Annotated in this window: 29 protein-coding genes; 18 read left to right on the top strand and 11 right to left on the bottom strand. The window is 59.7% G+C overall.

Going from position 1 to position 23,412, the window contains the following annotated elements; all coding sequences use genetic code 11:
• Positions 1 to 247: 247 nt before the first annotated feature.
• The gene (locus F2S13_RS21945; RefSeq protein WP_166364728.1) at positions 248 to 865 is read right to left on the bottom strand and encodes an NAD(P)-dependent oxidoreductase; all 618 of its coding nucleotides are present in this window, start codon (positions 863 to 865) and stop codon (positions 248 to 250) included.
• 100 nt (positions 866 to 965) lie between these two features.
• Here F2S13_RS21945 and F2S13_RS21940 point away from each other — a divergent pair, with 100 nt between their 5' ends.
• On the top strand, positions 966 to 1,295 hold the full coding sequence (locus tag F2S13_RS21940) for a DOPA 4,5-dioxygenase family protein (protein ID WP_166364726.1): 330 nt from the start codon (positions 966 to 968) through the stop codon (positions 1,293 to 1,295).
• A gap of 127 nt (positions 1,296 to 1,422) precedes the next feature.
• Here the strand turns inward: F2S13_RS21940 and trpA are convergent, their stop codons facing one another.
• Positions 1,423 to 2,235: a tryptophan synthase subunit alpha gene (trpA, locus tag F2S13_RS21935; protein ID WP_166364724.1), complete on the bottom strand. Its 813-nt coding sequence runs from the start codon at positions 2,233 to 2,235 to the stop codon at positions 1,423 to 1,425.
• Entirely contained in the window at positions 2,232 to 3,458 is a 1,227-nt protein-coding gene (gene trpB, locus F2S13_RS21930; RefSeq protein WP_166364722.1) for a tryptophan synthase subunit beta, read from the bottom strand. Before trpB ends, trpA begins: the two co-directional genes overlap by 4 nt.
• 112 nt (positions 3,459 to 3,570) lie before the next feature.
• On the opposite strand from trpB, the gene F2S13_RS21925 reads away from it, so the two are divergent.
• Positions 3,571 to 4,467 (top strand): LysR family transcriptional regulator, encoded by an 897-nt coding sequence (locus F2S13_RS21925; protein WP_166364720.1) that lies wholly within the window; start codon positions 3,571 to 3,573, stop codon positions 4,465 to 4,467.
• Here F2S13_RS21925 and F2S13_RS21920 read toward each other — a convergent pair.
• Entirely contained in the window at positions 4,464 to 4,790 is a 327-nt protein-coding gene (locus F2S13_RS21920; protein WP_166364718.1) for an ElaB/YgaM/YqjD family protein, read from the bottom strand. The two genes, F2S13_RS21925 and F2S13_RS21920, sit on opposite strands and share 4 nt — an antisense overlap.
• A gap of 154 nt (positions 4,791 to 4,944) precedes the next feature.
• Between F2S13_RS21920 and F2S13_RS21915 the strand changes: the two genes are divergently transcribed.
• Positions 4,945 to 5,160, top strand: coding sequence for a dodecin (locus tag F2S13_RS21915; protein ID WP_166364716.1), 216 nt, complete (start codon positions 4,945 to 4,947; stop codon positions 5,158 to 5,160).
• A 115-nt stretch (positions 5,161 to 5,275) separates the two neighbouring features.
• Positions 5,276 to 5,500: a DUF1161 domain-containing protein gene (locus tag F2S13_RS21910; RefSeq protein ID WP_166364714.1), complete on the top strand. Its 225-nt coding sequence runs from the start codon at positions 5,276 to 5,278 to the stop codon at positions 5,498 to 5,500.
• 128 nt (positions 5,501 to 5,628) lie between these two features.
• On the opposite strand, the gene F2S13_RS21905 is transcribed toward F2S13_RS21910, so the two are convergent.
• Entirely contained in the window at positions 5,629 to 6,630 is a 1,002-nt protein-coding gene (locus F2S13_RS21905; protein ID WP_166364712.1) for an LLM class flavin-dependent oxidoreductase, read from the bottom strand.
• Between the two features lie 207 nt (positions 6,631 to 6,837).
• Between F2S13_RS21905 and F2S13_RS21900 the strand changes: the two genes are divergently transcribed.
• The gene (locus tag F2S13_RS21900) at positions 6,838 to 7,263 is read left to right on the top strand and encodes an OsmC family protein (RefSeq protein WP_166364710.1); all 426 of its coding nucleotides are present in this window, start codon (positions 6,838 to 6,840) and stop codon (positions 7,261 to 7,263) included.
• Positions 7,264 to 7,381: 118 nt separating this feature from the next.
• On the top strand, positions 7,382 to 7,618 hold the full coding sequence (locus F2S13_RS21895) for a DUF1161 domain-containing protein (RefSeq protein ID WP_166364708.1): 237 nt from the start codon (positions 7,382 to 7,384) through the stop codon (positions 7,616 to 7,618).
• A 13-nt stretch (positions 7,619 to 7,631) separates the two neighbouring features.
• Here the strand turns inward: F2S13_RS21895 and F2S13_RS21890 are convergent, their stop codons facing one another.
• Complete coding sequence (locus tag F2S13_RS21890; RefSeq protein ID WP_166364706.1) at positions 7,632 to 8,048, bottom strand: DUF2057 domain-containing protein; 417 nt, start codon at positions 8,046 to 8,048, stop codon at positions 7,632 to 7,634.
• 51 nt (positions 8,049 to 8,099) lie between these two features.
• Entirely contained in the window at positions 8,100 to 8,543 is a 444-nt protein-coding gene (locus F2S13_RS21885; protein ID WP_166364704.1) for a PA0061/PA0062 family lipoprotein, read from the bottom strand.
• 87 nt (positions 8,544 to 8,630) lie between these two features.
• On the opposite strand from F2S13_RS21885, the gene F2S13_RS21880 reads away from it, so the two are divergent.
• Positions 8,631 to 9,704, top strand: coding sequence for an aminopeptidase (locus tag F2S13_RS21880; protein WP_178119041.1), 1,074 nt, complete (start codon positions 8,631 to 8,633; stop codon positions 9,702 to 9,704).
• A gap of 127 nt (positions 9,705 to 9,831) precedes the next feature.
• On the opposite strand, the gene F2S13_RS21875 is transcribed toward F2S13_RS21880, so the two are convergent.
• Positions 9,832 to 10,482 carry an HAD family hydrolase gene (locus F2S13_RS21875; protein ID WP_166364676.1) on the bottom strand — a complete coding sequence of 217 codons (651 nt, stop codon included), beginning with the start codon at positions 10,480 to 10,482 and terminating at the stop codon, positions 9,832 to 9,834.
• Positions 10,483 to 10,511: 29 nt separating this feature from the next.
• Positions 10,512 to 11,060 (bottom strand): gamma carbonic anhydrase family protein, encoded by a 549-nt coding sequence (locus F2S13_RS21870; RefSeq protein WP_166364675.1) that lies wholly within the window; start codon positions 11,058 to 11,060, stop codon positions 10,512 to 10,514.
• Between the two features lie 102 nt (positions 11,061 to 11,162).
• Here F2S13_RS21870 and prlC point away from each other — a divergent pair, with 102 nt between their 5' ends.
• The 4 genes from prlC (at position 11,163) to F2S13_RS21850 (ending at position 15,448) form a co-directional block, all read left to right on the top strand.
• Positions 11,163 to 13,214 (top strand): oligopeptidase A, encoded by a 2,052-nt coding sequence (gene prlC / locus F2S13_RS21865; RefSeq protein ID WP_166364673.1) that lies wholly within the window; start codon positions 11,163 to 11,165, stop codon positions 13,212 to 13,214.
• Positions 13,211 to 13,495, top strand: coding sequence for a YheV family putative zinc ribbon protein (locus tag F2S13_RS21860; RefSeq protein WP_166364671.1), 285 nt, complete (start codon positions 13,211 to 13,213; stop codon positions 13,493 to 13,495). Before prlC ends, F2S13_RS21860 begins: the two co-directional genes overlap by 4 nt.
• A gap of 86 nt (positions 13,496 to 13,581) precedes the next feature.
• Positions 13,582 to 14,640: a PA0069 family radical SAM protein gene (locus F2S13_RS21855; RefSeq protein ID WP_166364669.1), complete on the top strand. Its 1,059-nt coding sequence runs from the start codon at positions 13,582 to 13,584 to the stop codon at positions 14,638 to 14,640.
• An 88-nt stretch (positions 14,641 to 14,728) separates the two neighbouring features.
• Positions 14,729 to 15,448: a carbonic anhydrase gene (locus F2S13_RS21850; RefSeq protein WP_166364667.1), complete on the top strand. Its 720-nt coding sequence runs from the start codon at positions 14,729 to 14,731 to the stop codon at positions 15,446 to 15,448.
• Between the two features lie 50 nt (positions 15,449 to 15,498).
• On the opposite strand, the gene F2S13_RS21845 is transcribed toward F2S13_RS21850, so the two are convergent.
• A complete protein-coding gene (locus tag F2S13_RS21845; protein WP_166364665.1) occupies positions 15,499 to 16,137 on the bottom strand; it encodes a hypothetical protein in 639 nt (212 codons plus the stop codon).
• Between the two features lie 369 nt (positions 16,138 to 16,506).
• Between F2S13_RS21845 and coxB the strand changes: the two genes are divergently transcribed.
• From coxB to F2S13_RS21825, 4 genes are all read left to right on the top strand, one after another.
• A complete protein-coding gene (gene coxB / locus F2S13_RS21840) occupies positions 16,507 to 17,634 on the top strand; it encodes a cytochrome c oxidase subunit II (RefSeq protein WP_166364663.1) in 1,128 nt (375 codons plus the stop codon).
• Positions 17,635 to 17,696: 62 nt separating this feature from the next.
• A complete protein-coding gene (gene ctaD, locus F2S13_RS21835) occupies positions 17,697 to 19,283 on the top strand; it encodes a cytochrome c oxidase subunit I (RefSeq protein WP_166364661.1) in 1,587 nt (528 codons plus the stop codon).
• Between the two features lie 30 nt (positions 19,284 to 19,313).
• Positions 19,314 to 19,883 carry a cytochrome c oxidase assembly protein gene (locus F2S13_RS21830; RefSeq protein ID WP_166364659.1) on the top strand — a complete coding sequence of 190 codons (570 nt, stop codon included), beginning with the start codon at positions 19,314 to 19,316 and terminating at the stop codon, positions 19,881 to 19,883.
• A complete protein-coding gene (locus tag F2S13_RS21825) occupies positions 19,884 to 20,771 on the top strand; it encodes a cytochrome c oxidase subunit 3 (protein ID WP_166364657.1) in 888 nt (295 codons plus the stop codon).
• Between the two features lie 6 nt (positions 20,772 to 20,777).
• Here the strand turns inward: F2S13_RS21825 and F2S13_RS21820 are convergent, their stop codons facing one another.
• Positions 20,778 to 20,981, bottom strand: coding sequence for a twin transmembrane helix small protein (locus F2S13_RS21820; RefSeq protein ID WP_166364655.1), 204 nt, complete (start codon positions 20,979 to 20,981; stop codon positions 20,778 to 20,780).
• Positions 20,982 to 21,041: 60 nt separating this feature from the next.
• Here F2S13_RS21820 and F2S13_RS21815 point away from each other — a divergent pair, with 60 nt between their 5' ends.
• From F2S13_RS21815 to F2S13_RS21805, 3 genes are read left to right on the top strand one after another with little or no spacing between them, the layout of a single operon-like run.
• A complete protein-coding gene (locus F2S13_RS21815; RefSeq protein ID WP_166364653.1) occupies positions 21,042 to 21,785 on the top strand; it encodes an SURF1 family protein in 744 nt (247 codons plus the stop codon).
• Positions 21,751 to 22,344: a hypothetical protein gene (locus tag F2S13_RS21810; RefSeq protein ID WP_166364651.1), complete on the top strand. Its 594-nt coding sequence runs from the start codon at positions 21,751 to 21,753 to the stop codon at positions 22,342 to 22,344. The genes F2S13_RS21815 and F2S13_RS21810 overlap by 35 nt, the downstream gene beginning before the upstream one ends.
• 9 nt (positions 22,345 to 22,353) lie before the next feature.
• Positions 22,354 to 23,403 carry a COX15/CtaA family protein gene (locus F2S13_RS21805; protein ID WP_166364649.1) on the top strand — a complete coding sequence of 350 codons (1,050 nt, stop codon included), beginning with the start codon at positions 22,354 to 22,356 and terminating at the stop codon, positions 23,401 to 23,403.
• Positions 23,404 to 23,412: the final 9 nt, after the last annotated feature.

Here is a 23,412-nt window from a genome sequence, read left to right as displayed (position 1 = left end):
CCCAAATGAGGAGCGCACACTTCTGCTAACGATGAGTTGCTGCAACTCACGCGTGAGCGGGAATTGAGCAAATGTCGAGTCAGAGAATTAACGCAATGGCGTGGAGAGTAACTAGGACGCTTCCGAAAGATCGATCAGAAAGGTCTGATGATTCTGGGGGGTAGATTTTTCCGAACTAACTCGAAAGCGTCGAGATCGATCTTCAGCAAGCTCCATTCGTAGGCAATTGGTAAGGTCGGCGATGCGCTCAGACGACGAAGTTCACATGCTCGCCAATGTGCAGGTTCAGCATCAGCTCATCCGCCAACCCTGCCGCGACCCGCGAGAGCCTGTTCAGCGGTTCGGCCAGGCCCGGTTCCAGGCTGTGGTCGACCTGGCGGAAGTGTTCGATCGTCAGCCCAGCCACGCCTTTGGGTGCGTTGACCAGGGTCCACCGCAATTGACTGCGTTGCAGCAGGTCGACAATCTGTTCGGCGGCGCGAAGCTGTTCAGCCTGTTGATCGCTGGCCGAATCGAGCACGGCAAAATCGCCGATCAGCAGCAGCCGGCGTATATTCATGCGGTGCAGACCATCGATCAGCACCCGGGTCATGTCCAGTTGCACCTGGCTATCGTCGGGTGCCAGGGCATCGAGCAGACAGATCACGGCCGTGCACCCGGCGACACTTTGCTTCACCTGTTCGGCATCGTGCAGGCCGCCTGTCTTGGTGTGCAGGCCGGGACGTGAAGCCAGGGCATTGAGGTCGTCGAGGATGGCGATGACTTCATGCTGGCGCCTCAGCAGTTCGGCCATCAAGGCACTGCCCAGGCTGCTGGCGGCACCATAGAGCACCAGTTTCATGACCGGAGTTTCGGCATTTTTCATGGCGCGGCTCCTTTGCTTTCAACCAGGTGAGGGTAAGACCCGTCACTTGATAATAGGGTTCGATGGCGCGCTTCGGCGAGCAGGATTTTCAGGAGTGATTGTGCAAAGGATCAAGGGCTATCACGCGCATGTGTACTTCGATGAAAGTACTATCGAGCAGGCGCGTCAGTTATGCGAAGAAGCATCGAGGCTGTTCCCGGTGACCATGGGGCGGGTTCACCGGAAACCGGTCGGGCCGCACCCGGACTGGAGTTGCCAGCTGGCGTTCGGGCCGGAAGTGATAGGTGTGGTGTTACCGTGGCTGGCGTTGTACCGCAACGGCCTGGTGATTTTCCTGCACCCGCTGACGGGCGACGAGCTGGCCGATCATCGCGATCATGCCATTTGGATGGGGGCGGTGCGGCCGTTGGATCTGTCGATCTTCAAGTGATCGATGCGGCCGCTTCGCACCCGAGCGCAGCCTTCGGCAGCGGCTACATCGACAGTGTCATGCCAGACACTCGTAGCCGCTGCCGCCAGGCTGCGCTCGGCCGCACAGCGGTCGTAGAGACGAGGTATCAGTTCAAGCGCGCTTTGTGCACACCCTGGGCCAGGGCCGAGCACAATTCCAGCACGTCATCCACCGCCTGCTTATGAGTCTGTGCATGGGCGATCTTGTCGACCAGTGCCGAACCCACTACCACACCGTCTGCCAGTCGAGCGACGGCCGCAGCATGCTCCGGCGTACGGATACCGAAGCCAACGCTGATCGGCAGCTTGGTATGACGGCGCAAGCGCTCGATAGCTTCGCTGACGTGTTCATTGGTGGCCGAACCTGCGCCCGTCACACCGGCAACCGAAACGTAGTAGACGAAGCCGGAGCTGCGCTCCAGCACGCGAGGCAGGCGCGCGTCATCGGTGGTCGGGGTGGTCAGGCGAATGAAGTCGATGCCTGCGGCCTGGGCCGGGGTCGCCAGTTCAGCATCGTGCTCGGGCGGCAGGTCGACGATGATCAGGCCGTCGACGCCCGCTTCATGGGCCTGGGCAACGAACGCCTCGACGCCAAAGCGGTGAATCGGGTTGTAGTAACCCATCAGCACGATCGGCGTGGTGCTGTTGTCGACGCGGAATTCACGGACCATTTGCAGGGTTTTGGCCAGTGTCTGTCCGGCATCCAAGGCACGCAGGGTAGCCAACTGGATCGCAACGCCATCGGCCATGGGATCGGTGAAGGGCATGCCCAGTTCGATCACGTCGGCACCGGCAGCCGGCAGTCCCTTGAGGATGGCCAGGGAAGCGTCATAGCCTGGGTCGCCGGCGGTGACGAAGGTAACCAGGGCAGCGCGGCCCTCGGCTTTCAGGTCGGCGAAACGTTGTTCGAGACGGCTCATGCCAGCTTCTCCTGATGTTCAGCAGCGGCCATATGGCTCATTACGGTTTGCATGTCTTTGTCGCCACGGCCGGAAAGGCAGACCACCATCAGGTGATCTTTCGGCAGTGTAGGAGCGCGTTTGATCGCTTCAGCCAGGGCATGGGCGGTTTCCAGCGCAGGAATAATGCCTTCCAGGCGGCATGTTGTGTGGAACGCGGCCAGGGCTTCATCGTCGTTGATGCTGACGTATTTGACGCGTTTCACCTCATGCAACCAGGCGTGCTCCGGGCCGATGCCAGGGTAGTCCAGGCCGGCGGAAATCGAGTGGGCATCGGTGATCTGGCCGTCAGCGTCCTGCAGCAGGTAGGTGCGGTTACCGTGCAATACGCCCGGAATGCCGCCGGTCAGGCTCGCAGCATGCTTGTCGGTGTGAACGCCATGACCACCGGCTTCAACGCCGATGATGTCCACGCTCAGGTCATCGAGGAACGGGTGGAACAGGCCCATGGCATTGGAGCCACCGCCAACGCAGGCAACCAGGCTGTCGGGCAGGCGACCTTCCTTGGCTTGCAGTTGTTCTTTGGTTTCCTTGCCGATGATCGACTGGAAGTCGCGGACCATCGCCGGATAAGGGTGCGGGCCGGCCACGGTGCCGATCAGGTAGAAGGTGTCGTCGACGTTCGTCACCCAGTCGCGCAGCGCTTCGTTCATGGCGTCCTTCAGGGTGCCGGTACCGGCGGTCACCGGCACGATTTCGGCGCCCAGCAGTTTCATGCGAAAGACGTTGGCCTGCTGGCGCTCGATGTCGGTAGCGCCCATGTAGATCACGCAAGGCAGGCCGAAACGCGCTGCAACGGTGGCGGTGGCCACGCCGTGCATGCCCGCTCCGGTTTCAGCGATCAGGCGCTTTTTGCCCATGCGCTTGGCCAGCAGAACCTGGCCGATGCAGTTGTTCACCTTGTGCGCGCCGGTGTGGTTCAGCTCTTCGCGCTTGAAGTAGATTTTCGCCCCGCCGCAGTGTTCGGTCAGGCGTTCGGCGAAGTACAGCGGATTCGGGCGACCGATGTAGTCGCGCTGGAAATAGGCCAGTTGCTCGAGGAATTCGGGATCTGCCTTGGCGGCTTCGTATTCACGGGCCAGGTCGAGCACCAGCGGCATCAGGGTTTCAGCCACGTAGCGGCCGCCGAATGCGCCAAACAGGCCATTGGCATCGGGGCCGCTGCGGAAGTTGGTCTGGGTCATGGGACGCTCCAGGTGAATTGATTGGATCAGCAATGAACCTACTTTAACCACGACACCGCAGGATGAAAACCGATAAGATCGCCACAACCTGTCAGGAAAACTCACAAGTATCATGAGCCGGGATCTTCCACCACTCAATGCGTTGCGGGCCTTTGAAGCGACCGCTCGCCTGAACAGCGTCAGCCAGGCTGCCGAGCAGCTGCACGTGACCCATGGCGCGGTCAGTCGGCAGCTGAAGGCACTTGAAGAGCACTTGGGCGTGGCCTTGTTCGTCAAGGACGGGCGCGGCTTGAAACTCACAGATGCCGGCATCCGCCTGCGTGACGTCAGCAGTGAAGCCTTCGAGCGTCTGCGCAGCGTCTGCGGCGAATTGAGTCAGGGCAGTGTGGACGCGCCGTTTGTCCTCGGCTGTTCGGGGAGCCTGCTGGCCCGATGGTTCATTCCGCGCCTTGGACGCCTGAAGGCCGATTTGCCGGACTTGCGTCTGCACCTGTCCGCCGGCGAAGGCGACCTCGATCCTCGCCGTCCGGGCCTGGACGCCTTGCTGGTGTTTGCCGAACCGCCATGGCCAGTGGATATGCAAGTGCATGTGCTGGCCAGCGAAAGGATCGGCCCGGTGCTCAGCCCGCACTTTGCCCATTTTGCACAACTACAGCAGGCTCCTGCCCAGGCACTGCTCGGTGAAGCCCTGCTGCAGACCACGTCGCGGCCGCAAGCCTGGCCCAGTTGGGCGCGACAGAACGGTATCGCAGCGGAAGCGCTGACCTACGGTCAGGATTTCGAGCATTTGTATTACCTGCTGGAAGCAGCAGTAGCGGGCCTTGGAGTTGCCATCGCGCCGCAACCCCTGGTTGCCGATGACGTACGTGCCGGCCGCCTGGCAGCGCCGTGGGGGTTCTGCGAAACCCCTGCACAATTGGTGCTTTGGGTGCCCAAGCGCGCCGCCGACGGGCGCGCTGAGCAGTTGGCGCAATGGCTCAGGGCAGAGCTGATGCGCCAGGCAGATTAGTCGGTCCGTCGGCACAGCAGCCAGGCCGCCAGCAGCCCCAGCGCACCGACGGCAACACCCGCGGTGGTCCAGGGGTGCTCCTGTGCGTAATCGCGGGTGGCGACCCCGGTTTCGCGCGTCTTCACTTTGACTTCTTCATACGCATCGCTGAGCAGATGACGGGAATGCCGGAGGGCGTTTTCCGCATTGCTCTTGAGTGCCTTGAGTGTTCGGCGTGACTCCTCCGACGAGTCTTCCTTCAGGCTTTCCAATGATTTGAGCAGACTCTCGATCTCCGCTTCCATGCTCTGCAATGCGGCTTTACGTAGTGAAGTGTTGGCCATATTGACTCTCCTGCATTGGTGAGTGGGTGTGTAGGTTCCGACTGCGTGCCGAGGTGAAAGTGCGATGGGTATGGACTTTTCTGGCGAATCTACGCAGGCAGGTAAATGGCTGGATCGCTGCTAGGCTGAATTTCACACCCTCAGGAGGACCACCATGACTGACCATCACACCTACAAGAAAGTCGAACTTGTTGGTTCGTCACCCAATAGCATCGAAGAAGCAATCAACAATGCCCTGGCCGAGGCTGGCAAGAGCATCAAGCATCTTGAATGGTTCGAAGTCGTCGATACCCGCGGGCACATCAAGGACGGTAAAGCAGCGCATTTTCAGGTGACGCTGAAAGTCGGCTTCCGCATCGCCAATAGCTGACACGGGTATACGAATCAGCGTACTGGTCGTTTGCAAGGGATTGGGTTACACAATCGGGTGCGCTGACAAACAGGTCGGCGCCCTTTCTTTTCAACCAGACCAGGGAATGTGACCGATGAAGAAGTTTTTATTGGCAGTAGGTTTATTGAGCATCGCGGGAACGGCTCTGGCAGAGGGTAAATCTTGTGAAGAGCTGAAAAGCGAAATCGCTGCGAAGCTGGATGCCAAGGGCGTATCCGGCTATTCGCTGGAAATCGTCGATAAAGGCACTGCCGCTGGTGGGAAGGTGGTTGGCAAGTGTGAAAAAGGTTCCAAGGTAATCGTCTACAAGCGCGGTTGACCCGTCCTCTCGTTCCCACGCTCCGCGTGGGAATGCAGTGCCTGGCGCTCTGCGCCGCACTGTCAGTGGCTGACGCGGAGCGTCCCAATAGGCATTCCCACGCGGAGCGTGGGAACGAGATCATCAGATCAGCCCAGTACGGTCTGCGCCAGCAGCTCGTACGACCGCACTCGATCCGCATGTTCATACAGATCGCAGGTGAAGATCAGTTCATCGGCTTGGGTCTGTTCGATCAAAACCTCCAGCTTGGCGCGGATCTTTTCCGGGCTGCCAACTACAGCCAAACCCAGGAAATCGGCAACGGCCTCTTTCTCATGGGGCAGCCAGAGGCCGTCCATGGTTTGAACCGGAGGCCGTTGCATCAGGCTCTGCCCGCGCATCAGCGCCAGAATCCGTTGATAGACCGATGTCGCAAGGTAGTTGGCCTGTTCGTCGGTGTCCGCGGCCACCAGTGGGACGCCGAGCATGACGTACGGCTTTTCGAGTACGGCCGACGGCTGGAAATGGTTGCGGTAGACGCGAATCGCTTCATGCATGTAGCGCGGGGCAAAGTGCGAGGCGAAGGCGTAAGGCAAGCCACGCTGGCCTGCCAGTTGGGCGCTGAACAGGCTTGAGCCCAGCAACCAGACCGGCACCTCGGTGCCGAAGCCAGGTACTGCGATCACTTTTTGATCAGGTGTGCGTGGACCGAGGTAGCGCATCAGTTCGGCGACATCTTCCGGAAAATCGTCCGCACTGCCGGAGCGCTCGCGGCGTAGGGCGCGGGCGGTCATCTGGTCGGAACCGGGCGCCCGGCCAAGGCCAAGATCGATACGCCCAGGATAAAGGCTGGCCAGGGTGCCGAACTGTTCGGCGATTACCAGCGGCGCATGGTTGGGCAGCATCACGCCGCCGGAGCCGACCCGGATGGTCGAGGTGCCACCGGCCAGATAGCTCAACAAAACTGCCGTAGCGGAGCTGGCAATGCCATCCATGTTGTGATGCTCGGCAACCCAAAAGCGGTTGTAGCCGAATTTCTCTACATTGCGCGCCAGGTCCAGCGAGTTGCGCAGCGATTCTGCAGGGCCGCGATCCTGGCGTACAGGCACCAGGTCGAGGGTGGAAATCTTGATGTCCGCGAGTCGTTTCATAAGCCTTTTACATCTCCTGGGCAGTCTGTTGCGCAGGCTGGGTGTATGAAATCCACGCGTCACTCCCATCCCGCCCTTTACCTGTGAGTATGGGCAGATGTCGCAGATTCAATGGGCAGTCGGCAATCGGGGTGAACTTGCCCAGGCCTCCAGCCTCTGAACTTAAGGCAGGGTGTGAACCCTTCGCGCCCGGACCGAGGAGGCATCATGAAGAAGACAGCATCGGCCGTCTGGCAAGGCGGCTTGAAGGATGGCAAGGGTCAGCTATCCACGGAAAGCGGCGCCCTGAAGAACAATCCTTATGGCTTCAATACCCGCTTTGAAGGTCAGCCGGGGACCAACCCGGAAGAGCTCATCGGCGCTGCGCACGCGGGGTGTTTTTCCATGGCTTTGTCGATGATTCTTGGCGAGGCGGGGCTCACGGCCGAGCGCATCGATACCACTGCCGAAGTCACCCTGGACAAGCAGCCAGACGGCTTTGCCATCACTGCGGTGCACTTGATTCTCAAGGCCAGGGTGCCGGGCGCCAGTCCGCAGCAGTTCCGGGAATTGGCCAACAAGGCAAAGGTCGGTTGCCCGGTGTCCAAGGTACTCAATGCGAGCATCAGCCTGGATGCCACCTTGCTCGAGTAAGCGCAACTGGCCCGCGTGCCACGGGAGGCGGGCCAACACTGCATCGGGTCAGCACGTGAATCGATTTTTTGTGCTTGAATCATGGTCGGCAGGCAATGTGCCGTATCGAGGAAAGTCCATGATTCGTTTCACGATCGCTCTGTTGTGCGCTGTACTGTCGACCGCCGTACTGGCCAAGACCAAGGATTGCGAAGAACTCAAGAAAGAGATTGAAACCAAGATTCAGGCAAGCGGTGTTTCCAGCTACACGCTGGAAATCGTCTCCAAAAAAGAAGCCCGTCGTAATCCGAGCATGATCGTCGGTTCTTGCAAGGGCGGCACCAAAAAGATCATCTACCAGAAGAATGATCGCTAGGCCTGGCCCGGTTTCAGAGCAAGCAGTTCACTTCGCGATCTTCGGCCACGACCCTGCGTTCGGAATCGTACAGGTAGGCATTTGGCCGTAGCGTGTAAGCGCGAGCTTCCAGGCGATAGCGCTGGCCCGCCTGGAAATCGTCGTAGCGCACGGTCATGTAGCAGATTCTTTCCGTAGTACTGGAGTTCATGAACCCTCCCCCGCCGCCGACTTCGAAGTCGAAGCGCACGACCAGTTCGTGCTTGCCTGGAGGCACCTGGAAAAAGCGTCCATCGCTCAGGTGCTGGCCATCCAGTCGCTCGGCCATGACCATTTTGCCGCTATTGGTATACATATCGACCCATGCATGATGCGGGTCGGCCGGTGGTAAAGGGCTGGTGGTGCAGGCCCCAAGTGTACTCAGGGTCAGCATAAAGGCAGGCTGGCGCATGCTGTTCTCCACAACGACCTTCAGGCTTTAAGCATAGCGCCAATCCGTGGTTCAAGCGCGCTGGCAACCGGCTGGCCGGCCTTTGCTGACCACAAAACCTTGTGCGTCATAGAGTTTGGCCCAGGGCTGGAGACCGAGTGTTCCAGCTTCCAACTGATAGCGTTGGCCTGCAGCGAAATCCTTGTACTTCACATTCAGCTGGCAGTCGCGCCAGAGCGGCTCGGCTTGCGGGCCGATATTGGTCGGCTGGACCGCAAACTTGTAGCGAACGGTCAATTCATGGCTGCCGGGCTGGACCTGAAAATAGCGTTTATCTGCCCAGTCGCGGTCATCGACCTGAATGGCATGCAGTGAACTATCGTCTTCCGCGGTCAGATCGACCCAGGCTTGATTAGGGTCTGGCCGGGGCATAAAACCGGCAAAATCGGCAAGACTGGCAAGACTGGCACAACCGGACAAGGTCAACAGACCGCTCACAAGCAACATCGCACGCATGGCAATTCTCCGCGCTGGCAGGATAGTCTTGAGTCGGATGGACACTTGAGCGGGACAACTGACGCAATGACTGGATTCTTTCTTTTTATGTGCTCAAGCCATGGGGCACTCGACCGTCATATCTATCGCTTGGTTCCCCTGATTCTTATTTTACTGCTCAACGGTTGTTCCAGCGTCGGTTACTACAGCCAGTTGGCCAGCGGGCAACTACGGCTATTGCAGGCTCGGGAGCCGGTGAGCAAGGTCATTGCCGATCCGCACCAGGATCCGCAGCTGCGCGAACAGTTGAGCCATTCCCAGCAGGCCAGGGCCTTTGCCAGCGAGCACCTGAAACTGCCGGATAACCAGAGTTATCGCCTGTATGCGGACATTGGCCGTCCTTTCGTGGTGTGGAATGTCTTTGCCACGCCCGAGTTTTCGCTGGACCCGCAAACGCACTGTTTTCCGATTGCAGGTTGTGTGGCTTATCGCGGCTACTACAGCCAGAGTGGCGCGCGTGGCGCGGCGGCACTGGACAAGCAAAAAGGCATGGATGTCTACATTGGTGGCGTCGAGGCCTACTCGACCCTGGGCTGGTTCAATGATCCGATTCTGAGCTCGATGATCGGCTGGGGCGATGAACGCCTGGCGACGCTGATTTTCCACGAACTGGCCCACCAACGTTTCTATGTGAAGGACGACACCGAGTTCAACGAGTCCTTCGCCACCTTTGTCGAGCAGGAAGGTACCCGCCAATGGCGTGCTTCCCGGGGCTTGCCGCCTGCCGATGCCGACCTGACCCGCCAACGGGATCAGTTCACCCAATTGGTACTCGACACCCGCAGTCGTCTGAAAACGCTTTACGCAAGGCCCTTGGCGGCGGAAGCGATGCGAGCAGCCAAACGCGCTGAATTCGAACGCCTGCGCCGGGATTATCGTGCACTGCGTGATAACCAATGGGGCGGCGTGGGGCGTTTCGATGGGTGGATCAAAGGGCCGATGAACAACGCCAAACTGCTGCCCTTTGGGCTCTATGATCAGTGGGTGCCGGCTTTCGAGACCATTTTCAAAGAAACGGGCGGGGACTGGGTGGCGTTCTATCAAGCGGTGGAGCGGCTTGGCGAATTGCCTCAGCCAGAGCGCAAACAGGCTCTTGTAGCCGCTGCCGCCAGGCTGCGCTGAGGCTGAGATACTCGTTCCCACGTTCTGTGTGGGAATGCATCCTGCGACGCTCTGCGGTACGCTCGTGCAGGACGACGCGGAGCGTCTGGGACGGCATTCCCACGCGGAGCGTGGGAACGAGGAAAATTCACGTGCGCAAAAACGCTTCGTGCAACTGCGCCAGCGTATCGAAGTGGTAGGTTGGCGCTTCCGCCGCCAACTCGTCCCGGCTGCCGAAGCCATACCCCACGGCGACACAATCGAGCCCGTTGGTTCTGGCGCCGATCAGGTCATGCTTGCGATCGCCGATCATCAAGGTTTGTGCCGGGTCCAGGCCTTCTTCGGCCAACAAGTGCTTGATCAACTCGACCTTGTTGGTACGCGTACCGTCCAGTTCACTGCCATAGATCATCTTGAAGTGCCTGGCGAAGTTGAAGTGGCGGGCGATTTCGCGGGCGAACTCCCAGGGCTTGGAGGTTGCGATGTAGAGATGACGGCCCTGCCCTTCAAGGGTTTCCAGCAGCTCGATGACCCCTTCGAAGACCTCATTTTCGTATAGCCCGGTGACCTTGAAGCGCTCACGGTAGTGATTGACTGCTTCCCAGGCCCGGGCTTCGTCGAAGCCATAGAACTGCATGAAAGCCTGCAACAAGGGCGGGCCGATGAAGTGTTCGAGCTTGCTCAGGTCCGGCTCATCGATGCCGAGCTTGGCCAGGGCGTATTGAATCGAGCGGGTAATGCCCTCGCGTGGGTCGGTCAGGGTGCCGTCGAGGTCGAACAGAATGTTTTGATAATGCATGACGATTCCGGAAAAGGTCTGTGGATAACTCACTCGGCGCGATCGTAGCCTTCGGCAAGATGCTGGTCCTTGAGCTTCACATAGTTGGCAGCGCTGTAGGGGAAAAAGGCACGTTCCTTGTCGGTCAGCGCCCGCGCCTGCTTGACCGGGCTGCCCACATACAGAAATCCGCTCTCCAGGCGCTTGCCCGGTGGCACCAGGCTGCCGGCGCCAATGATCACTTCGTCTTCGACCACCGCGCCGTCCATGATCGTACTGCCCATGCCGATCAGGATCCGGTTGCCGACGGTGCAGCCATGCAGCATCACCTTGTGACCGATAGTCACGTCATCGCCGATCAGCAGCGGGAAGCCATCCGGGTTGAAAGGCCCGGCATGGGTGATGTGCAGCACGCTGCCATCCTGCACGCTGGTGCGCGCGCCGATACGGATACGGTGCATATCGCCGCGAATGACCGTCAGTGGCCATACCGAACTGTCGGCACCGATCTCGACGTCGCCGATTACCACTGCCGAACGGTCGACAAAGGCCCGTTCGCCCAAGGACGGCGTATGGTTCTGAAATGTGCGAATGGCCATGATTGATTCCTTCTCTAACACTTATAGGCGGGCCGATAGCTGCGGCCGGCGTCGATTGTAATTAAGATGTCCTGGTGTTTCTTCCTGCCAAGGTGTTTAACCGTGAGTGCGACCAACCCGCTACTGCAGTCTTACGATTTACCTCCGTTCTCGGCAATTCGTGCCGAGCACGTGCAGCCGGCGATTGATCAGATCCTGGCCGACAACCGTACCGCCATCGCGAAAATTCTCGAAACCCAGCACCAGCAACCCACCTGGGCCGGCCTGGTATTGGCCATGGACGAGCTCAATGATCGTCTGGGCGCTGCCTGGAGTCCGGTCAGCCACCTTAACGCAGTCTGCAACAGCCCTGAACTGCGCGAGGCCTATGAGGCCTGCCTGCCTGCGCTGAGTGCCTACGCCACGGAGCTTGGGCAAAACCGCGAGCTGTTCCAGGCTTTCGAAGCCCTGGCCAGCAGCCCCGAAGCCGCGGGCTTCGAGGTTGCGCAGAAAACCATCATCGAGCATTCGCTGCGCGACTTCCGTTTGTCGGGCATCGACCTGCCGGCCGACCAGCAAAAGCGTTATGCCGAAGTCCAGAGCAAGCTCTCGGAACTGGGTAGCAAATTTTCCAACCAGTTGCTCGACGCCACACAAGCCTGGACCAAGCACGTTACCGACGAAGCAGCCCTGGCTGGCCTGACCGATTCGGCCAAGGCGCAGATGGCTGCGGCGGCGCAGGCCAAGGAACTCGACGGCTGGCTGATCAACCTGGAGTTCCCCAGCTACTACGCCGTGATGACCTACGCCGAGGATCGCGCCCTGCGCGAAGAGGTGTACGCGGCTTATTGCACCCGTGCTTCCGATCAGGGCCCGCATGCCGGCCAGAACGACAACGGCCCGGTCATGCGCGAAATTCTCGACCTGCGCCAGGAACTGGCTGAGCTGCTGGGGTTTGCCAACTATGCCGAACTGAGCCTGGCGACCAAGATGGCAGAATCCAGCGACCAGGTGCTGAGCTTCCTGCGTGACCTGGCCAAGCGCAGCAAGCCATTCGCGGTCCGCGACCTTGAGCAGCTCAAGACCTATGCCGCCGAACAAGGCTGCCCGGACCTGCAAAGCTGGGACAGCGGTTTCTACGGCGAAAAGCTCCGCGAGCAACGCTACAGCGTGTCTCAGGAAACCTTGCGTGCCTACTTCCCGATCGACAAGGTGCTGGGCGGTCTGTTCGCCATCGTTCAACGCCTGTATGGCATCGAAATCGCCGAACTCAAAGGATTCGACACCTGGCACCCGGACGTTCGCCTGTTCGAAATCAAGGAAAATGGCCAGCATGTGGGCCGCTTCTTCTTCGATCTCTACGCCCGCGCCAACAAGCGCGGTGGCGCCTGGATGGACGGCGCGCGCGACCGTCGCCGCACCGCTGCAGGCGTATTGCAAAGCCCGGTAGCCAACCTGGTCTGCAACTTCACGCCAGCGGTAGCCGGCAAGCCAGCCTTGCTGACTCACGACGAAGTCACCACCCTGTTCCACGAATTCGGCCATGGCCTGCATCACCTGTTGACCCGCGTCGAATATTCCGGTGTTTCCGGCATCAATGGCGTTGCCTGGGATGCGGTCGAGCTGCCGAGCCAGTTCATGGAAAACTGGTGCTGGGAACCGGAAGGCCTGGCGCTGATCTCCGGCCACTACGAGACCGGCGAACCACTGCCGCAAGACCTGCTGGAAAAAATGCTGGCCGCGAAGAACTTCCAGTCCGGGCTGATGATGGTCCGCCAACTGGAGTTCTCCCTGTTCGACTTCGAGATGCATACGCACCACGGTGACGGCCGCAGCGCACTGGAAGTGCTCGAAAGCGTGCGCGACGAGGTCTCGGTCATGCGTCCTCCGGCGTACAACCGCTTCCCCAACAGCTTCGCGCACATCTTCGCCGGCGGTTACGCGGCCGGTTACTACAGCTACAAATGGGCCGAAGTGCTGTCTGCCGACGCGTTCTCGCGCTTCGAGGAAGAAGGTGTGCTCAATGCCGAGACCGGTCGGGCATTCCGTGAAGCCATCCTGGCCCGTGGCGGTTCCCAGGAGCCGATGGTGCTGTTCGTCGATTTCCGCGGACGCGAGCCGTCGATTGACGCACTCTTGCGTCACAGTGGTTTGAGTGAGGAAGTGGCAGCATGAGCGATGCGCCCGTGAGCAAAACGAAAAAACGCTTCATCGCCGGGGCTGTCTGCCCGGCATGCAGCGAACCGGACAAGCTGATGATGTGGAGCGAGAACGACGTCCCGCACCGTGAATGTGTGGCCTGTGGCTATGCCGACACCCTCAATGAGCAGGGTCTGTCGGTACCCAAGGAGTTGGGCACTCGGGTCAACGTGATAGCACCCAAAGTGGCCAACCCCAAGGTGCAGACGGTGCAGTTCTTCCCGAATCCGAAGCTGAAAAAGCCCGACGACCAGTAATACCGACCTGGCTTTCTGCCTAACGGCGCTGGTCAATCATGCGGCACCCGGATACTGTATATAAAACCAGTATCCGAGGTGCTCTCGTGATTATGCCCTTGCCTCCCCGCGGCCGTGGCACCGCGACCAATCCACATAACCGCTTCGCCCCGAGCCACTCAGTGGCCGAGGACGATGGCTGGTACCAGGAAGTGCCGCTGACCCAAGGCACCGAGATCCGGGTCGAGACGGCCAGGACCATCATCACCCGCAACAACTCGCCGGACCTGCCCTTCGATCGCTCGATCAATCCCTATCGAGGGTGTGAGCACGGCTGCATCTACTGCTATGCGCGGCCCAGTCATGCCTATTGGGACATGTCGCCCGGGCTCGACTTCGAGACGAAGCTGATCGCCAAGACCAACGCGGCAGCGGTGCTGGAACAGCAACTGTCCAGGCCCGGGTATGTTTGTGCACCCATCAATCTCGGCTCGAATACCGACCCCTATCAACCCATCGAGCGAGAGCAAAAGCTGACCCGGCGCCTGCTGGAAGTGCTGCTGCGCTACCGCCATCCTGTGACTATCGTGACCAAGGGCTCACTGATCCTGCGCGACCTCGACCTGCTCGCAGAGCTGGCGCAACAACGGCTGGTGGCGGTGATGATCAGCCTGACCACCCTCGATGACGAACTCAAGCGCATCATGGAACCGCGCGCCGCTGCACCCAAGGCCAGGCTGCGGGCGATCCGGGTCATGCGTGAGGCAGGCATCCCGGTCGGGGTGTTGTGTTCGCCCATGATTCCGATGATCAACGACAGCGAACTGGAAAACCTGCTCAGCGAAGCCAAGGCCGCCGGGGCGTTGAGCGCCGCCTACATGCTGCTTCGCTTGCCGCTGGAGGTCGCACCTCTTTTCGAGGAGTGGTTGCAGGCTCATTACCCGCAACGTGCCGCGCATGTGCTTAGCTTGGTCAGGCAAAGCCGGGGTGGCGAGTTGTATGACAGTCGTTTCGGTGCACGCATGCGCGGTGAAGGCGTATTCGCCGATCTGTTGGCTCAACGTTTTGCCGTGGCGATCAAGCGCCTGGGGATGAATCGGCGCGAGGGCTATCAACTGGATTGCAGTGCGTTTTGTCCGCCTGGGGGGCAGATGTCCTTGTTGTAATCTGGATGTCATCGCAATGACATGCGATACATGAACCATGAACCCGGTAAAATGGGAATATTCTTTAGAGCCGCAACGAGGATGAACCATGCCCGATAAGAAGCCCTCTGCGACAGAACCGGTGCCAGAAGCCGAAAGTGCTGAACAAGCGTTAAAAACCATTGTTGACGGCTTTTTGCATTTTCATCACGAAGTCTTCCCCCAGAAGGAAGAACTGTTCAAGAAGCTGGCGACGGCCCAGCGGCCCCGGGCGATGTTCATTACCTGCGCCGATTCGCGCATCGTGCCCGAATTGATTACCCATAGTTCCCCGGGCGATCTGTTCGTAACCCGTAACGTGGGCAACGTGGTGCCACCCTACGGGCAAATGAACGGTGGGGTTTCCACAGCCATCGAGTACGCGATCCTGGCCCTGGGCGTGCATCACATCATTGTCTGCGGGCATTCGGACTGCGGCGCCATGCGGGCGGTGCTGAACCCCGAGAGCCTGGAGAAGATGCCGACGGTAAAAGCCTGGCTGCGCCATGCCGAGGTGGCCAGGACCGTGGTGCAGGAAAACTGCCACTGTGCCAATGAGCACGAAAGCATGCAGGTGCTGACCGAGGAAAACGTGATCGCTCAGTTGCAACACTTGCGCACGCACCCTTCGGTGGCTTCGCGCATGGCCAGTGGGCAACTGTTCATTCATGGCTGGATCTACAGTATCGAGAGCAGTGAAATCAGGGCCTACGATGCCGAGCAGGATTGTTTTCTGCCGCTCGATGGCAGCCATCCAATCCCCTGCGCCACACCCAAGGGGCGCTTCTAGCATGCACACATCGGCCCGTTCGCGGGCCGAGTGCGTGAGAGTGAATTGGGTTACTTGAGCTCCAGCTCTACACCCAATTGGCGGGACAGGCAGGGCCAGCGCTTCCAGGCGGCGCCCGTGTCAGGACTGCTGAGTGTCTCACGGTAGGCTTCGACCGATTCCAGGGCAAAGCTCTCGTCATTGAGCATGTTGTCCACCGAGTGGTGCACCACTTCATCCAGTTGGTTGGCGAATTCTTCGCCGATCAGCTGGTGGGCGATGAGGTTGGCCACGGTGGTGTCCAGCGGGATCAGGGGTTGCTGGAAATGCTTGATGTAGAGGTCATTCACTTCTTCGACCAGTCGATGGGCCAGGTAGGCTTCATCGAGCAGGCAGTCCAGTCCGACATGTCCGTCCATGATCTTCGGTGGAGCGATGAAATACTCTTCGGCGATTTTCAGTACCGGTTTGATCTGCGATTCGATACCCGCCTCGCGCGCAACTTCATTGGCTGCGTCCAGAAGATCGGGTACCTGATCGATATAGGCAGCCACGAAACGCGTCAGCACACCCTGGGCGTCGCCTTCGGGTAGCTGGATGGCAGGGTGCAGGTGGGGCAATTGTTGCTCAAGCTGTTTTGTCAGTTGGCCGGTTTTGGCCTCATGTTGATGGGCTTGTTGGATCTGCTCGCGCAATGCGGCGGTGTTCATGAAGTCTCCAGAGGTAGGGCAATAACGAACGGAAGACATAAGGTAGCTTGCTTTGGAAGATTGCTAAGATTCTTTTGTCATAATTCGTTAATGGTTAGATGGACGGGTTATATCTAAATGCCATCATTGGCATCCAGCCCATGTGAACCGGGGGCTCAAGCGCGTGGCTTGAGCCTGGCCATTAGTTTTCCTGTGTCGCGTTGCGTGGTCCGAGTCGCTGTCTATACTCGGGTTGTTGAGAGCTAGCTGATGACGCCTGACTGCACCCGCAGCAGGGGCTCGGCAGTTGAAGTTTGCAGTCTTGACAGCCGCTCCCTTAGCCGCAGGTGAAAGCCGGCGGGATAAAAAGAACTATAAGGGGAACCCGCAATGATGCGACATCCACATGTCTGGATGGGCCTCCTGTTGTGGTCAATATTCGGTCAGGCGCAGGCCGCCTGGACCATGAATATGGCGCCAGGGGCGACTGAAGTCAGCAACGCGGTATTCGATCTGCACATGATCATTTTCGTGATCTGTGTGGTTATCGGTATCGTGGTCTTCGGTGCCATGTTCTGGTCAATGATTCTGCACCGCCGCTCCACTGGACAGGAGGCCGCCCGCTTTCACGAAAGCACCACGGTGGAGACGCTCTGGACCGTCGTGCCGTTACTGATCCTGATCGCGATGGCCATTCCGGCGACCAAAACGCTGATCAATATCTACGATGCCAGCGAGTCGGACCTGGACATCCAGGTCACCGGCTATCAATGGAAGTGGCATTACAAGTACCTGGGCCAGGACGTCGAGTTCTTCAGCAACCTGGCCACGCCCACCGAGCAAATCCACAACCAGGCCCCGAAAGGCGAGCATTACCTGCTCGAAGTGGACCAGCCACTGGTGTTGCCTGTGGGCGCCAAGGTTCGCTTCCTGGTGACGTCAGCCGACGTCATTCACTCCTGGTGGGTGCCGGCGTTCGCAGTCAAGCGTGACGCCATTCCGGGGTTCATCAACGAAGCCTGGACCCGCATCGAAAAACCCGGTCTCTACCGTGGCCAGTGCGCGGAGTTGTGCGGCAAGGACCACGGCTTCATGCCCATCGTGGCCGAGGTCAAGTCCAAGGCGGACTTCGAAACCTGGCTGGCCGAGCGCAAGGCCGAGAGCGCCAAGCTCAAGGAGTTGACCAGCAAGGAATGGACGCTCCAGGAACTGGTCGAGCGCGGTGACAAGGTCTATCACACCACCTGCGTAGCCTGTCACCAGGCTGAAGGCCAGGGCTTGCCGCCGATGTTCCCGGCCCTCAAGGGTTCGCCTATCGCAACGGGGCCCAAGGAGGATCACCTGCACCGCGTCTACTTCGGCAAGCCCGGAACCGCCATGGCAGCGTTCGGCAAGCAGCTTTCGGAAGTCGATATCGCGGCTGTCGTGACCTATGAACGCAACGCCTGGGGCAACAACAAGGGCGACATGGTCACGCCTAAAGACGTGCTGGCGCTGAAGCAGGGAGAAAGCAAATGAACCGGCCCATCACACCCTCTCACAATGAGCCCCCAAGCCCAGCGGTTGGCAGGAGTCAGTACATGAGTGCAGTCATCGATGACCATGCCGGCCACGAGCATGACCATGGCCCAGCCAAGGGCCTGATGCGTTGGGTGCTGACCACAAACCATAAAGACATCGGCACGATGTACCTGTGGTTCAGCTTCACGATGTTCCTGCTGGGCGGCTCGTTCGCCATGGTGATCCGCGCCGAGCTGTTCCAGCCCGGATTGCAGATCGTCGAGCCTGCGTTCTTCAACCAGATGACCACCATGCACGGCCTGATCATGGTGTTCGGTGCGGTCATGCCGGCATTCGTCGGCCTGGCCAACTGGATGATCCCGCTGATGATCGGCGCGCCGGACATGGCCCTGCCACGTTTGAACAACTTCAGTTTCTGGCTGTTGCCCGCGGCATTCGCGATGCTGGTATCGACCTTGTTCACCGCAGGCGGCGGGCCGAACTTCGGCTGGACCTTCTATGCGCCGCTATCGACCACCTATGCACCCGAGAGCGTGACCTTCTTCATCTTTGCCATCCACATGATGGGTATCAGTTCGATCATGGGCGCGATCAACGTGATCGCCACCATCCTCAACCTGCGTGCCCCTGGCATGACCCTGATGAAGATGCCGCTGTTCGTCTGGACCTGGCTGATCACCGCTTTCCTGCTGATCGCGGTGATGCCGGTGCTGGCCGGTTGCGTGACCATGATGCTGATGGACATCCACTTCGGCACCAGCTTCTTCAGTGCCGCCGGTGGCGGTGACCCGGTGTTGTTCCAGCATGTGTTCTGGTTCTTCGGGCACCCCGAGGTGTACATCATGATCCTGCCGGCGTTCGGCGCGGTCAGTTCGATTATCCCGGCGTTTTCGCGCAAGCCGCTGTTCGGCTATACCTCGATGGTCTACGCCACGGCCAGTATCGCCTTCCTCTCGTTCATCGTCTGGGCGCACCACATGTTTGTGGTCGGCATTCCAGTGGTTGGCGAGCTGTTTTTCATGTACGCGACCATGCTGATTGCAGTGCCCACCGGGGTGAAGGTGTTCAACTGGGTCAGCACCATGTGGGAAGGCTCGCTGACCTTCGAGACGCCCATGCTGTTTGCTGTGGCTTTCGTGATTCTGTTCACCATCGGCGGTTTTTCCGGGCTGATGCTGGCCATTGCACCGGCGGATTTCCAGTACCACGACACCTATTTCGTGGTGGCGCATTTCCACTATGTGCTGGTGCCGGGGGCGATTTTCGGGATCTTCGCCTCAGCCTATTACTGGCTGCCGAAATGGACCGGGCATATGTATGACGAAACCCTGGGCAAGCTGCACTTCTGGCTCTCGTTCATCGGCATGAACATGGCGTTTTTCCCGATGCACTTCGTCGGGCTGGCCGGGATGCCACGGCGGGTGCCGGACTACAACCTGCAATTCGCTGACTTCAACATGGTGTCGTCGATCGGCGCATTCATCTTCGGCGCAACGCAAATCTTCTTCCTGTTCATCGTCATCAAGTGCATCCGTGGTGGCGAGCCTGCCCCCGCCAAGCCCTGGGATGGCGCCGAAGGGCTGGAGTGGACCGTGCCCTCACCTGCGCCGTACCACACCTTCGTTACTCCGCCGGAGGTGAAATGAACCGCAGTGCGATGTTCGAGGGCTGAGCCGATGAGCGAAACCATTTCGATCAAACGTCTGGTCAAGCGCCTGCTGATGCTGGCAGTGGTCATGTTTGCCTTTGGTTTCGCCCTGGTGCCGCTTTATGACGTCATGTGCAAGGCCTTCGGTATCAATGGCAAGACCGGTGGCCAATATGAGGGCAGTCAGGTCACGGACCCGACCCGCAAGGTGCGCGTGCAGTTCCTGTCGACCAATAACATCGACATGGTCTGGGACTTCTATTCCAAGGCCGATGAGATTGACGTTCACCCGGGCGCCGTCAACGAGATGATCTTCGTGGCCCACAACCCGAGCGATCACCCGATGACGGCCCAGGCGATCCCGAGCATTTCGCCTGCCGAGGCGGCGGCGTATTTCCACAAGACCGAATGTTTTTGCTTCAGCCAGCAGGTGCTGCAGCCCGGCGAGCGGATCGAGATGCCGGTGCGTTTTATCGTCGATCGTGACCTGCCCGCGGATGTGAAGCACCTGACGCTTGCGTACACGCTGTTCGATATCACCGCTCGGCAACCGCCCGTGGCCTCGATCAATGGGCAAGTGCCAAAAGGAGAACAATAAATGGCAACTCACGAGCACTATTACGTACCGGCGCAAAGCAAGTGGCCGATCATTGGCACCTTCGCACTGCTGATCACGATGGTCGGCCTGGGCACCTGGTTCAATGATCTGAAGGCGGGTCGACCGGAGTCCCATGGCCCGCTGATTTTTTTCGTCGGCGGACTGTTGGTGGCCTACATGATGTTCGGCTGGTTCGGCGCAGTCATCAGGGAAAGTCGCGCGGGCCTTTATAGCCACCAACTGAACAAGTCCTTTCGTTGGGGTATGTCCTGGTTCATCTTTTCCGAAGTGATGTTCTTCATCGCCTTTTTCGGTGCCCTCTTCTACGTTCGCAACCTGTCCGGCCCATGGCTTTCCGGCGATGGGGCCAAAGGCGTGGCGCACATGCTCTGGCCGAACTTCGAGTTTGCCTGGCCATTGCTGAACACCCCGGACCCACAACTCTTTCCTCCGCCCAAGGAGGTGATCGACCCCTGGCACCTGCCGTTGATCAACACCATCTTGCTGGTCAGCTCCAGCGTCACGGTGACCATCGCCCACCATGCCTTGAGGAAAGGCCATCGGGGCGCGCTCAAGTTTTGGCTGGCCCTGACCATTGCACTGGGCATCGCGTTTCTGACGTTGCAGGCGCATGAGTATGTCGAGGCCTACACGGAGCTGGGGCTGACGATGGGTTCAGGCGTGTATGGCGCGACGTTCTTCATGCTCACCGGGTTTCACGGCGCCCACGTCACCATCGGTACCCTGATTCTGATTGTCATGCTGGCCCGGGTCTTCAGTGGGCACTTCGATAACGATGAGCACTTCGGCTTCGAGGCTGCCAGCTGGTATTGGCACTTCGTCGATGTGGTGTGGGTAGGGTTGTTTATTTTCGTCTACATACTTTGAGCGGGCTTACCACGGGGCATGGGAAACCAGTTGGCCGCTGTACAGGCCCCAGGTGACCAGCCCCAGGGTGATGGCGGCAAGGGTGACACGGACGGTGAGGGCATTGACCAGGCGGTTCGATTTACCTTCGTCCTTGACCAGAAAGAACAGCCCGCTGAACAGGCTGACAACAGTAGCCAGCAACATCAGGACGATTGCCGCTTTGAGCATGGTGAGACTCCGGGGGCATGCGATGACTTTCAGTATAGCGACTGACATTGCGGTGAAGCCATGAAGCCTTTCCGGCCGGGTATTGCACCCACGGTGATGGTGTTGCTGTTGCTGCCGATGCTGATTTCTCTCGGTACCTGGCAGTTGGGCCGGGCCGACCAGAAGCGTGAGCTGCTCACCAGCTACACGGAGCGCCGAGCCGCCGAGCCGATCAGCAGCACACAATTGCAGCAGTTCACCGACCTTGCCTTTCGCCGCGTGCATCTGTTCGGCAACTTCGATGCAGGGCACAGCGTGCTGCTGGATAACCGCACGCGCGACGGCCAGGTCGGCGTCGAGCTGCTCCAGCCATTTCATGATCAGTCCAGTGGGCTCTGGCTCTGGGTCAATCGCGGCTGGTTGCCCTGGCCGGATCGCCGTATGCCGCCGCAGTTCACCACGCCCATTCGCCCGCAAAGCCTGGAGGCCTGGGTCTACATTGCCCCTGGAGCGACCTTCCAATTGCATGCCGACCCGTCCGATACGCAATGGCCAAAGCTGTTGACGGTGATCGACGCTGGCGCGCTATGGGCACAGCTTGGGCGTGAAGGTTTCCCTCATGAACTGCGCATGGCAGCAGGGTCCGCAGCCTATCGGCTGGATTGGCCAGTGATTGCCATGGGACCGGAAAAACACATGGGCTATGCGGTGCAATGGTTTGCCCTGGCATTGGCCCTGTGTGGCCTCTACCTCTACTTCGGATGGAATAACAATAAGAAGGAGAAACACCATGGGAGCAGTCATGAATCCACCCAGCAGGTCTGAACCCGGGACCCCGCGCGGGCGGGCGCGGGGCCGTTTGCAGCTGATTCTGATCCTGCTGATGGTGATCGGCCCGATGATCCTGGCGACAGGGATGTACAAGCTGCAGTTCTGGGTACCGGACAGTCGCAGTTACCACGGTGAACTCATCGGTAACGGCCAGAGTCGTGCCGACCTGGGCGTGCAGGCCGATGAGCAGCGTTGGCAGTTGCTGGTCAGCGTACCGAAAGACTGTGCGGTCGACTGCCAGCAACTGGTGTACCTGGCCCGGCAGATCCAGATCGGCCTGGGCCGCGATGCATCCCGTGCCAGCCATGCCCTGGCAACCGCGCAGCCGCTGGACGCTGCTTACCAGACTAAGCTTGAACAGGAGTACCCACAATTGCAGCGCTATGCGCTCGACCTTTCCCGTTACGCGACGCTGAGCGAAGGCCGGAGCGAAGCTCAACTGTGGATCGTGGATCCCCACGGCAACCTGGTGCTGCGCTATGACGCCAGGGTCAAGGGCAAGGATCTGCTCAACGATCTCCGCCACCTGCTGAAGTTGTCTAACATTGGGTAGGACATCCTCATGGCCAGACCTGGATATCGCCTCGCTGTGTTTGCCACCTTGCTGGCGCTGGTGGTCGTGCTTCTGGGTGCCTACACCCGCCTGACCCACGCAGGGCTCGGCTGCCCTGACTGGCCGGGTTGCTACGGCTTCATCAGCCCGCCCAAGACCGATGCGCAACTGGCCCACGCTGTATTGCATTTTCCCGACGCACCGGTTGAAGCGCACAAGGGCTGGAACGAGATGCTCCACCGTTATTTCGCCGGGACCCTGGCCCTGGTGATTGCCATGCTGGCGGTGCAAGCACTGCGCAGGCACGGCCGGGATGGACAACCCTTCAAGCTGCCATTGGTGCTGTTGGGCGTGGTCTTCGCCCAGGCTGCGTTTGGCATGTGGACAGTGACCCTCAAACTCTGGCCGCAGGTAGTCACCGCACACCTGCTCGGCGGCTTCACCACCTTGAGTCTGTTGTTCCTGCTGAGCCTGCGTTTGTCCGGTGCCTTCGCCCCCTTGCCAAACCTGCAGCCGCGCGTGCGGCGCTGGGCTGCGCTGGGATTGGTGTTGGTCGTCGGGCAGATTGCCCTCGGCGGCTGGGTCAGCGCCAATTATGCGGCGGTGGCCTGTATCGACTTACCCACCTGTCACGGCCAATGGTGGCCTGCCGCCGACTTCGCCAATGGTTTTCACCTGACCCAGCACATTGGTCCGAACTACCTGGGTGGCCAGCTGGACAGTGATGCCCGTACCGCCATTCACATCACCCATCGCCTGGGTGCGCTGCTGGTGACGGGCACTTTGCTGATGCTGGCCTGGCAACTCAAGAGAGTGGGCCTGCCCCGCCTGGCGGCGTTGGTGCTGCTGGCACTGGCGGCCCAGATCAGCCTGGGTATCAGCAATGTGCTGCTGCACCTGCCTCTGACCGTGGCGGTTGCCCACAATGCCGGTGGTGCAGGCCTGCTGCTGACCCTGGTATTGGTCAATTATCGTACGAGAACCGTGGCACTACCCGTTGTGCGCAGGGAGCTTCGGCATTGGCGAACAACCTCGACCGCTGTCGGCTCGGGAAAATAACAATAAAGG

The organism is Pseudomonas akapageensis, from assembly GCF_011355085.1.
In the GTDB taxonomy this organism is placed as follows: Bacteria; Pseudomonadota; Gammaproteobacteria; order Pseudomonadales; family Pseudomonadaceae; genus Aquipseudomonas; species Aquipseudomonas akapageensis.
The sequence above is the reverse complement of the archived record's forward strand: the minus strand, read 5'-3'. Positions and strand labels throughout refer to the sequence as shown.